Source organism: Mycobacterium sp., assembly GCF_035314665.1.
In the GTDB taxonomy this organism is placed as follows: domain Bacteria; phylum Actinomycetota; class Actinomycetes; order Mycobacteriales; family Mycobacteriaceae; genus Mycobacterium.
This window is the reverse complement of record NZ_DATFZD010000098.1, coordinates 1-10,266: the sequence shown is the minus strand read 5'-3', so window position 1 is coordinate 10,266 and position 10,266 is coordinate 1. Positions and strand designations below refer to the sequence as shown.

The 10,266-nt window shown below is 67.6% G+C and carries 12 protein-coding genes; 6 read left to right on the top strand and 6 right to left on the bottom strand.

The window, feature by feature from the left end:
- Both VKI00_RS07380 and VKI00_RS07375 read right to left on the bottom strand, forming a co-directional pair.
- Nucleotides 1–594, bottom strand: a 594-nt coding sequence (locus tag VKI00_RS07380; RefSeq protein ID WP_324436337.1) for a TCP-1/cpn60 chaperonin family protein, incomplete at its 3' end; no start/stop codon positions are given.
- Between the two features lie 301 nt (nucleotides 595–895).
- A complete protein-coding gene (locus VKI00_RS07375) occupies nucleotides 896–1,462 on the bottom strand; it encodes a helix-turn-helix domain-containing protein (RefSeq protein WP_324436336.1) in 567 nt (188 codons plus the stop codon).
- Between the two features lie 112 nt (nucleotides 1,463–1,574).
- On the opposite strand from VKI00_RS07375, the gene VKI00_RS07370 reads away from it, so the two are divergent.
- Nucleotides 1,575–2,486: an SDR family NAD(P)-dependent oxidoreductase gene (locus VKI00_RS07370; RefSeq protein ID WP_324436335.1), complete on the top strand. Its 912-nt coding sequence runs from the start codon at nucleotides 1,575–1,577 to the stop codon at nucleotides 2,484–2,486.
- Nucleotides 2,487–2,492: 6 nt separating this feature from the next.
- On the opposite strand, the gene VKI00_RS07365 is transcribed toward VKI00_RS07370, so the two are convergent.
- Nucleotides 2,493–3,194, bottom strand: a complete 702-nt coding sequence (locus VKI00_RS07365; protein WP_324436334.1) for a M24 family metallopeptidase — start codon at nucleotides 3,192–3,194, stop codon at nucleotides 2,493–2,495.
- 31 nt (nucleotides 3,195–3,225) lie between these two features.
- On the opposite strand from VKI00_RS07365, the gene VKI00_RS07360 reads away from it, so the two are divergent.
- Complete coding sequence (locus tag VKI00_RS07360) at nucleotides 3,226–3,717, top strand: cupin domain-containing protein (protein ID WP_324436333.1); 492 nt, start codon at nucleotides 3,226–3,228, stop codon at nucleotides 3,715–3,717.
- A 9-nt stretch (nucleotides 3,718–3,726) separates the two neighbouring features.
- Here VKI00_RS07360 and VKI00_RS07355 read toward each other — a convergent pair whose 3' ends face one another.
- Nucleotides 3,727–4,206, bottom strand: coding sequence for a VOC family protein (locus tag VKI00_RS07355; protein ID WP_324436332.1), 480 nt, complete (start codon nucleotides 4,204–4,206; stop codon nucleotides 3,727–3,729).
- Nucleotides 4,207–4,309: 103 nt separating this feature from the next.
- On the opposite strand from VKI00_RS07355, the gene VKI00_RS07350 reads away from it, so the two are divergent.
- Complete coding sequence (locus tag VKI00_RS07350; RefSeq protein WP_324436331.1) at nucleotides 4,310–5,995, top strand: DEAD/DEAH box helicase; 1,686 nt, start codon at nucleotides 4,310–4,312, stop codon at nucleotides 5,993–5,995.
- On the opposite strand, the gene VKI00_RS07345 is transcribed toward VKI00_RS07350, so the two are convergent.
- Together VKI00_RS07345 and VKI00_RS07340 are read right to left on the bottom strand one after the other, a co-directional pair.
- Nucleotides 5,992–7,488 carry a PH domain-containing protein gene (locus VKI00_RS07345; RefSeq protein WP_414687140.1) on the bottom strand — a complete coding sequence of 499 codons (1,497 nt, stop codon included), beginning with the start codon at nucleotides 7,486–7,488 and terminating at the stop codon, nucleotides 5,992–5,994. The two genes, VKI00_RS07350 and VKI00_RS07345, sit on opposite strands and share 4 nt — an antisense overlap.
- Nucleotides 7,485–7,961 carry a PH domain-containing protein gene (locus VKI00_RS07340; protein WP_324436339.1) on the bottom strand — a complete coding sequence of 159 codons (477 nt, stop codon included), beginning with the start codon at nucleotides 7,959–7,961 and terminating at the stop codon, nucleotides 7,485–7,487. Before VKI00_RS07340 ends, VKI00_RS07345 begins: the two co-directional genes overlap by 4 nt.
- Nucleotides 7,962–8,077: 116 nt before the next feature.
- On the opposite strand from VKI00_RS07340, the gene VKI00_RS07335 reads away from it, so the two are divergent.
- From VKI00_RS07335 to VKI00_RS07325, 3 genes are all read left to right on the top strand, one after another.
- Nucleotides 8,078–9,004 (top strand): SDR family NAD(P)-dependent oxidoreductase, encoded by a 927-nt coding sequence (locus VKI00_RS07335; RefSeq protein ID WP_324436330.1) that lies wholly within the window; start codon nucleotides 8,078–8,080, stop codon nucleotides 9,002–9,004.
- 29 nt (nucleotides 9,005–9,033) lie between these two features.
- Nucleotides 9,034–9,747 (top strand): phosphatidylserine decarboxylase, encoded by a 714-nt coding sequence (locus tag VKI00_RS07330; protein WP_324436329.1) that lies wholly within the window; start codon nucleotides 9,034–9,036, stop codon nucleotides 9,745–9,747.
- 48 nt (nucleotides 9,748–9,795) lie between these two features.
- The coding region (locus VKI00_RS07325) for a phosphatidylcholine/phosphatidylserine synthase (protein ID WP_324436338.1) at nucleotides 9,796–10,266 on the top strand (471 nt) is incomplete at its 3' end.

The following is a 10,266-nucleotide window of genomic DNA, read 5'->3' as shown; positions in this document are numbered from 1 at the left end:
GATGTAGCCCTTGTCGAACCGCATGCCCTCGGTGAGCTCGAGCTGCAGGCCGAAGGTGTTGGACTCCTCGACGGTGATGACGCCCTCGTTGCCGACCTTGTCCATCGCCTCGGCGATCAGGTCGCCGATCGACTGGTCGCCGGCGGAGATGCCCGCGGTGGCCGCGATCTGCTCCTTGGTCTCGACGTCCTTGGCCGACTTCAGCAGGGTCTCGGTGATCTTCTCGACGGCCTTCTCGATGCCGCGCTTGAGCGACATGGGGTTGGCTCCGGCGGCCACGTTCTTGAGGCCCTCGCGGACCATGGCCCAGGCCAGCACGGTGGCGGTGGTGGTGCCGTCACCGGCCACGTCGTCGGTCTTCTTGGCGACCTCTTTGACCAGCTCGGCGCCGATCTTCTCGTAGGGGTCCTCGAGCTCGATCTCCTTGGCGATGGACACACCATCGTTGGTGATCGTGGGGGCACCCCACTTCTTCTCCAGGACGACGTTGCGGCCCTTGGGACCCAACGTCACCCGTACCGCGTCGGCGAGGGCGTTCAGGCCCCGCTCGAGGCCGCGACGGGCCTCTTCGTCGTACGCAATTTGCTTGGCCATTGCGAAGTGATTCCTCCGATTGGGGATGACACGTCTGTGGCCGGGTGCAGTGCCCGCGACGGACGGCTGTGGGTGTCTTCCGCTGACGCGGCCCCTGCCTCACCGTCCCGGCCTAGCACTCACCGGTCGCGAGTGCCAACGTCATTTTTAGCACTCGCCCATTCCGAGTGCAAGGACGCCCGGCGACGATGCGCACCGCGTAGCGGTGGGCTGAGGAGGCGGGCAATCAGTACGCGCCCGGCGACGATGCGCACCGCGTAGCGGTGGGCTGAGGAGGCGGGCAATCAGTTCAGGTCAGCGGCTATCGCCCAGCGCGTAGACCGTCGATGACGACGTCGGTCACCCGCTCGGCCAACTCCGAGTTGTAGGCCTCCATCGCCTGGCATCCGACCAGGATCGACTTCGCCTCGCGCACACCGACGTCTTGGCGCGCGGTACCCGCTTTCTGCGCGGCGCGTAGCAGTTCGTCGAGCAGGGCCAGGAACGCGTCCTCGGCGTCGGGCGCGGCGGTCGCGATGTCGATGCCCAATCCGGCCAGCGCGTCGGCCATTCCGCGGTCCGTCGCACCCCACTGCAACACCATCGAGCGCAAAAAGCTGAAGAGTGCTTCGCCGGGCCCCGCCGATTCCAGCAGCGCGTATCCGTCGTCGACGAGGTGCTGCATCCGGTCTTCGATGACCGCCTGAAATAGCGCTTCCTTGGTCGGAAAGTGACGGTAGACGGTGCCGGCCCCGACTCCGGCCCGGCGGGCGATCTCGTCGATCGGGACCGACAAGCCCTCGGCCGCAAAGGTTTCGTAGGCGACTTCCAGCACGCGGGCACGGTTACGCACCGCGTCGGCACGCAACGGCCGTGCGGGTTGAGCCATGTCGGCATCACCTCGCCTTCAACCCATATTGCAAAACGGGGCGCGCGTTCCGTATAGTAATCTCTCAACCGGAGCGCCCGCCCCGTTTACCTTACAGCTTAGGAGCTTTGTGATGACCAAGTGGACAACCGCGGACATTCCCGACCAGACCGGTCGGGTCGCCGTCATCACCGGGGCCAACACCGGCCTCGGCTACGAGACCGCGCACGCACTTGCCGAGCACGGCGCCCATGTTGTGCTGGCCGTGCGCAACCTCGACAAGGGCAAAGACGCCGCCGCCCGCATCACCGCGACTGGCCCACGCGGCGAGGTTGCCCTGCAGGAACTCGACCTGACCTCGCTGGAGTCCGTCCGCGCCGCGGCGCGGCAACTGCGGTCCGATTACGACCGCATCGACCTGCTGATCAACAACGCCGGCGTGATGTACCCACCGAAGTCGAACACCAAGGACGGGTTCGAGCTCCAGTTCGGCACCAACCACCTTGGCCACTTCGCTTTCACCGGCCTATTACTCGACAAGCTGCTGCCAGTCGCCGGTTCCCGGGTCGTGACGGTCAGCAGCATCGGCCACCGCATCCGCGCGGACATCCACTTCGACGATCTGCAGTGGGAGCACAGCTACAACCGGGTCTCGGCCTACGGGCAAGCCAAGCTGGCCAACCTGTTGTTCACCTATGAGCTGCAACGACGGCTCGCTCCGCATGGAACGACGATCGCCGTGGCCGCCCACCCCGGCGGCTCGAACACGGAGCTGATGCGCCACCTGCCTGGATGGGCCGCGGCCGTCTACCCTGCGATCGCACCGCTATTCCAAGACGCGACCATGGGCGCCCTGCCGACGCTGCGCGCTGCCAGCGACCCGGCCGTGCTCGGCGGGCAGTACTACGGCCCCGCCGGCTTCGCGCAGACCCGCGGCTACCCCAAGGTGGTGGCATCCAGCCGCAAGTCGCACGACGTCGATCGGCAGCGCCGGCTGTGGGCGGTGTCCGAGGAACTCACCGGGGTGACGTATCCCGTCGACTGATCCGGCTCAAGGCAGATCGAGCAACTGCTCGTAGAACCCGCCAATGCGGCGCGCAGGGTCGATCAGATGGATTTCGAGGATCCAATGACACCGGCGGCCGCTCGGGTCCTTGCGCCGCATCGGCTTGGTCGATCCGGGCATGATGTACCACTCGGTGCCAGTGCCGGCGATCTTCTTGTGCGGGAACTCGCCGACCAGGTGACCGGCGATGTGGCCGCCCCACTCGAAACCTTCGTCGCGACCGACTTCGACGACGTAGTCGAACAATTCGGCACCGGTAATGTCGGGGTGACGTTCGAAGTAGTCGCGTCCGGCCTGCCACACCCGCGGTAGCGCATCACGGATGGCGATCTTGTGCGGATCGTCGCCGAGCACGTAGGCGCGTCCGAAGTCGGCCTCCCACTCCTCGAAGATCGGACCGAAGTCGAGGAACACGATGTCGTCCTCGGCGATGACCCGGCCCGGTGGGTGCTCGCGGAACGGCTGGAGCGTGTTCTCACCGGCTCGCACGATCCGGCGATGCCAGTGCCGCGTCACGCCGAACAGCTCTCCGGCCAGTTTGTGTATCTCGTCCGACAAGTCCTGCTCACCGATGCCGGCACGGATCATTTCGCGTCGCTCGATCTCGTCGAAGAGCTGCTCCGCCTTATCCTGGGCATCGAGAAGCCGTTCCGCGCGCGCGTTTTCGTCGGCGATCGGCTTCTGCACAGCAACGATGCTACGACCCAACGGAGCACTGATGTCACTCGTGGTGCCGCCCTACCCGCCTTCCCGCTATACCAGGGACGAGCCGGAAGTCAGCGCTTGGTTGAGGCGTGCCGACGAAGAGCCGGACTACGAGACCTTCGGCGTCAAATACCACTACCTGGCCAATCAACAGGCCACCGGCGGCGACTATGGCCTGTATCGCGTCGACATCGCTCCGGCCGGAGGCGGGCCCGGTCCGCATTTCCACCGCGCCATGTCCGAGGCGTTCTTCGTGCTGTCGGGAACCATGAAGCTTTACGACGGCAACGACTGGATCGACGGTCACCCGCACGACTTCCTCTACGTCCCGCCCGGCGGCATCCATGGTTTCCGCAACGAGGCGGACGAACCCGCGTCGGTCCTAATGCTGTTCGCTCCGGGCGCGCCGCGCGAGGCCTACTTCGAGGGCTTCAGCGCGCTGGCCGACATGACCGACGACGAACGCCGGGAGTGGTTCATCCGCCACGACAACTTCTTCGTCTAGACAGCCGCGTCAGCCCCACTGCGCAAAGTAGGGACGCTCCGGCTTGCTCTTCTCGACGAGGATGAATACCACACCCCACGGATCGACGAACCATGTCGTCCGGACCCGCGCCACGTCGGCAATGCCATCGACCAGAAAGCGCACCCCCTTGGCCTCGAGGTCGGCCCGGGTCGCGTCGAGGTCCTCACAGATGAGCCCCACGTGCGACAAGCCGTGGTCGGTGAGGGCCGCGGCGGTGCGCTGATCGCCACCGGCGACGCCGAGGTATTCGATCACCTCGAGGACCCGATCGCCGTCGTCGTCGAACCCGACGATGGCCGCTTTCATGGTGGGATCCGACACCAACTGGCCCATGTCGTCGCGGATCGCGTCGCCGGCCATCACGTAGGGCGGCGACAGCACACGCAGGCCCAAGACGTCTCGGTAGAACGCCACCGCTGCTTCGCAGTCGGGCACGCAAACCCCGCTGTGCGCAAGTCCGGTAATCACGATCTGAACAATAGGCCTGCCGTCGACGCGCCGCTGTCCTGGGAAGATGAGTGCCCGGATGTGCTTGCCCTAGACTGCATCTCGATCAGATAGGAGTCTTCGGGTGCGGGCAGGTGAAGCGCCCAGCACCCGGGCTTTGCGGGGCTGGCAACGGCGAGCCTTGGTGCGGTACTTAACCGCCAAGCCGCGTGATTTCTTGCTGGTCGCTACCCCAGGTGCGGGCAAGACGGCGTTTGCTCTGCGGATCGCCGCCGAGCTGCTGGCCGATCGCAGCGTCGACACGATCACCGTCGTGGTGCCCACCGAACACCTCAAGACGCAGTGGGCGCTGGCGGCGGCCGCCGACGGCATCGCGCTGGATCCCAAGTTCCGCAACTCCGCCGCACACACCTCGGCGGAGTACCACGGCATCGTCGTCACCTACGCCCAGGTCGCCAGCCATCCCACCCGGCACCGGGTGCGCACCGAGAACCGCCGCACCCTGGTGATCTTCGAAGAGATCCACCACGGCGGGGACGCCAAGAGCTGGGGCGACAGCATCGTCGAAGCTTTCGGTGACGCCACTCGACGACTTGCGTTGACCGGCACGCCATTTCGCAGCGACGACGCCGCAATCCCCTTCGTCCGCTACGAGCCCGACGGCAACGGCATACGGCGCTCGGCGGCCGACCACAGTTATGGCTATGCCGACGCGCTGGCCGACGGCGTGGTGCGGCCGGTGGTGTTCCTGGCTTACTCCGGTGAGACCCGCTGGCGGGACAGCGCCGGCGAGGAGTATTCCGCGCGGCTCGGCGAACCGGCCAGCATCGAGCACACCACTCGCGCGTGGCGCACCGCGCTGGATCCGGCCGGCGTGTGGATGCCCGCGGTCATCTCCGCCGCGGACACCCGGCTCCGGCAATTGCGCGACGGCGGAGTACCCGACGCCGGCGGCATGATCATCGCGTCCGACCAGAAGGCCGCCCGCGCGTACGCCCTTCTGCTGGAACGGATTACCGGCGAGGCACCAACCGTCGTGGTTTCCGACGACCCCGGCTCGTCGGACCGCATGGCGAAGTTCTCCGCCGGCACCAGCCGTTGGCTGGTGGCGGTGCGAATGGTGTCCGAGGGTGTCGATGTGCCGCGGCTGGCCGTGGGGGTATATGCCACCAGCGCGTCCACCCCGCTGTACTTCGCTCAGGCAATCGGCCGCCTCGTGCGGTCCCGCCGGCCAGGCGAGACGGCGAGCATCTTCCTCCCGTCGGTACCTTCACTGCTGCAACTGGCCAGCGAGCTTGAGGCACAACGCAATCACGTGCTGGGCGAGCCGCACCGGGAGACGGACGAGCTGGAGGCTGCGCGGCGCCGCCAGACCGAGCCATCCGAGGCCGACAACGGATTCATGTCGTTGGGCGCCGACGCAGAGCTGGACCAGGTGATTTTCGACGGCTCGTCGTTTGGCACCGCCACCCCCACCGGCAGCGACGAAGAGGCCGACTACCTGGGCCTTCCCGGTCTGTTGGACGCTGCCCAGATGCGAGAGCTGTTGCTGCGCCGCCAGGTTGAGCAGCTTGACCGTCGCAGCCGCGGCGGCGCCGCGATTCCCGAACCGGTGACCAGGCACGGCCAGCTGCGTGACCTGCGCCGCGAACTTAACGCTCTGGTGACGGTGGCACACCATCGAACGGGCAAGCCGCACGGGTGGATTCACAACGAGCTGCGCCGCATCTGTGGCGGCCCGCCGGTGGCCGCGGCCAGCTCCGACCAGCTCAGGGCACGGATCGAAGCGGTGCGTGGATTGACCGCCTAGCGGATGGCCCAGATGCTTTCTACAACCCACGGCGATGCCTGCGCGGCCACCGCCCACGCCTGCTCTTCCGGCACGTCGATCAGCGGGTAGCGCTTGGTGCCCGCCGCGGTGGCCGCCACTAGGGTGGCCACCCCGGCCCGGCGCTGAAACGGCGACTGTCGCACGGTCCAGCCGATGATGCCGGCCGTGGCCAGGCAGTCGCGGCGTCGCTCCCAGCTGCCGGCGCGCATCACCAGCCAGTGGCTGTCGACCCGGTGCCCGAGGGCGCCAATCCGGTCGGCGGCCAGCAACGCGCACCACGCCGTGACCGCCACCCAGGCCGTCCACAACCAAAGCGGCACAACGGATGTCCGCGTCAGCGCAACCACCGCCAGCGCCGCGCCGATCAGTACCGGAAGCGTCAACCCGCGCGTCCACCGCCGGGTCGCCGCCCGACGGCCGTGCCCGCGCAGCGGCCCGGTAACGACATTCGGGTCACCGACCAGCCCGGTCAACACCGATTCAGCGGTGGAACGCGGACACGGCGGCAGCAGCACCGACGACTCCCCCACACCGCGTACACCGGTCATCACGGCATCAAGTGCGGCGCCGCCGAAAACGCGCACCAGCAGCGGTTGCCGCAGCGTTCCGCCGCGCAGCCTTCTCATGTCATACGTTTGCTCGCGCAGCCGCAACGTCCCATGCCGCAGATGCAGGACGTCTTCCCGGCGCCACAGCACCAGGTTGCCGTAGGTGAGTAGCGAGCGCAGCACGGCCAGCAGCACCGATGCGATCAGCACCACCGCCGCGATCACCGCGACAGTTACCCCGATACCCAGCCGTTGGGCTTGCTCCAGCACCGACGCGGCCAGCCGCGAATGCTGAAGCGGCCCAACGGCTCCGGTCTGATAAATCAGGCCGACGGCAGCTGCCATCGTGAACAGTCCGGAAAGGCTCAACGGGGAGTATCGCAACCACGAAGGCTGCCAGCGTGCCAACTCCGTGCTGGTCGCCGCGGGCTCAGTCGTCATCGCTTCAACCGGCTGTGGCGATTCGGCCAGCAAGATGGCCCGCAGTCGCGGCACCTCGTCCACCCTGACCGCGTCGAGCACGAAACCGTGCTCGGCCCTGGCTTCTTGACCGGTGCTCACTCGCAAGACGGCCAGCCCCAACAGCCGGTGCAGCAGTCGCGCATCGGTTTGCACGGATCGAATTCGGTTGCGCGGCACCGACAATACCTTGCGCTGCACCAAGCCGGCGCGTAGTTGTGCTTGACCGGATTCGGGGCCGGCCTCGATGCGGTAGCTGGTGGTGAACCAGCGCGCCATGCCCACCACGGTGGTCCATGCAAGCACCGCCACCGTCCAGGACTGGTTGCCGGTGGTCGAACCCAGCACCAGTCCCCCGATCAGCAGAGGCAGTTCGCGTATCAGTTCGTGCACCGGATGAACCAGTAGCATCCTGGGACTTAGCCGTTGCCAGGCGATTTCGGGCCGGTCCGCAGCAGCGGTCACGTGGCGTCCTCGGCGCCGATCGCCGCGATGTCGGTCAATTGCGCGACAAGATGGTCGGCGACCGCGACGTCGAGCGCTGCGATATGCACCGCCCCCGCCGACGAGGCGGTGGTGACGGTGACGTTGGCCAGACCGAACAACCTGTCCAGCGGGCCGCGGTGGGTGTCGACGGTCTGCACCCGCGAGATCGGCGCGATGCGCCGTTCCTGGACCAGCCAACCGGTGCGGGTGTACACCGCCTGCGGGCTGATCTCCCACCGGTGTACTCGATACCGCCACAACGGCACCACGGACAGCGACATCGCCGCTCCGAGCACGGTGACGACGGCGACCACGATGTGCAGCCACGGCAGTCGCCGATCGAAGCCAATCCACACCACCTGGCCGGCCGCCAGCACCAGCCACGGGATCACGCCGCCGATCGCCCAGCGCAGCGGCGCGCGCCGGCTGGGCGGGTATGCCGGATCGACCATGCCCACCACCGGCGAACCCGGCTCGCGGTTCTCCACGTCATCGAGAATGCCACCGACCCCGCGGTGGATCGAACCGACACGGCGGCACCGATCTTGAGTCGGTATCGTTTTCATCGATGAGTTCCAACGGCAAATGGAGTACGGCCGACGTGCCGGACCAACGCGGCCGCGTCGCCGTCGTCACGGGAGCCAACACCGGTCTCGGCTACCACACCGCCGAGGTGCTCGCCGAGTGCGGCGCGCACGTCGTGTTGGCGGTTCGCAACCTGGAGAAGGGCAACCTCGCGCTGGCGCGCATCGTCGCCGCCCACCCAAAGGCCGATGTCACCCTGCAGGAGCTCGACCTCGGTTCGCTGGACTCGATACGCGCTGCCGCCACGGCGTTACGCAAGGCCTACCCGCGCATCGATCTGCTGATCAACAACGCCGGCGTGATGTGGACACCCAAGCAGCTCACCGCCGACGGGTTCGAAATGCAGTTCGGCACCAACCATCTCGGCCACTTCGCGCTGACCGGGTTGCTGTTGGGCAACCTGCTGCCGGTGCGCGGCTCGCGGGTGGTGACCGTCAGCAGCATGGGACACCGAATCCGCGCCGCCATCCACTTCGACGATCTGCAGTGGGAACACAACTACGACCGGGTCGCCGCGTACGGGCAATCCAAACTGGCCAACCTGCTGTTTACCTACGAATTGCAACGTCGACTGGCCGCCCGCGAGCAGCCCACCACCGCCGCCTTGGCCGCCCATCCGGGCAGCTCGAGCACCGAGCTGACGCGCAACCTGCCCGCCATCTTCAAACCGGCCGTCGCGGTGCTCGGCCCGTTGCTGTTTCAGAACGCGGCGATGGGTGCGCTGCCCACGCTGCGGGCCGCCACGGACCCGCACGCCGAAGGCGGGCAGTACTACGGACCCGACGGTCTGGGCGAGCAGCGCGGCCACCCGAAGTTGGTGTCGTCCAGCGCGCAGTCGCACGACGAGGAGTTACAGCGCCGGCTGTGGAAGGTGTCCGAAGAGCTGACCGGTGTCACATATCCGGTCTGACAGCAGCAACGGCTCCGTAAGATGACCGCGTGGCACGACGTCCCCGCTCCGCCGACGAGAACCTGACGTTCGGCCCGCAGCGCCTGCTGTCGTTGCTGCGTACAACCGTTCCGCCGGTGCACCCGGCCGGGCTGCCATTCATCTCCGCCGGGCTGGGAGTCGCGTTGGCCGGACGCCGCTACCGGTGGCTGCGCCATGTCGGCCTGCTGACCGCCGCCGCGTGCGCCGGGTTCTTTCGGCATCCGCCGCGAGTACCGCCCAATCGGCCCGGGGTCATCGTCGCACCCGCCGACGGCCTGATCTGCGTCATCGATACCGCGGCCCCACCCGCCGAGCTCGGCCTGGGCACCGCGGAGCTGCCGCGGGTCAGCATCTTCCTGTCGCTGCTGGACGCCCACGTGCAGCGCGCCCCGGTCAGCGGCGAAGTGATAGCCGTGCAGCACCGGCCAGGCCGCTTCGGCTCGGCCGACCTGGCCGCGGCCAGTGACGACAACGAGCGCGTCAGCATGCAGCTACGCACCGCCGACGGGACGGACGTCGTGGCGGTGCAGATCGCCGGCCTGCTGGCGCGGCGCATCGTCTGCGACGTCCACGCCGGCGACAAGCTCTCGATCGGCGACACCTACGGCCTGATCCGGTTCGGGTCGCGCCTCGACACCTACCTGCCCGCCCGAGCGCAGGTGATGGTCAGCGTCGGACAACGTGCCGTCGGCGGCGAAACGGTGCTGGCCGAGCTGCCGTGATTACCGCGCCGGCGACGATGCAGAGCGAAGCGATGAGGAGGAGCGGCGCTGATTACTAGGCCTCGCGGCAGGCGAGTGGTCAACCTGCGCATCCTGCCCAGCTCGATGAGCGTGCTGGCCATCTGCGCCGGGCTGACCTCGATCCGGTTCGCGCTGGAGGGCCGGCCGCACGTGGCGATGGCGCTGATCGCCGCCGCCGCCATCCTCGACGGACTCGACGGCCGGGTGGCCCGCATCTTGGACGCCGAGTCGCGGATGGGCGAGGAGATCGATTCGCTCGCCGATGCGGTGAACTTCGGGGTGGCCCCCGCGGTAGTCGTCTATGTGTCAATGTTGAACTCGTCGTCGGCGGGCTGGGTCGTGGTGTTGCTGTACGCGGTGTCAATCGTGTTGCGGTTGGCCAGGTTTAACGCGTTGCTCGACGACAGCAGCCAGCCGGCCTTCGCGCGGGAGTTCTTCGTCGGGATACCGGCGCCAGCCGGCGCGATCTCGGCGCTCGGCCCGCTGGCCGCCAAGCTT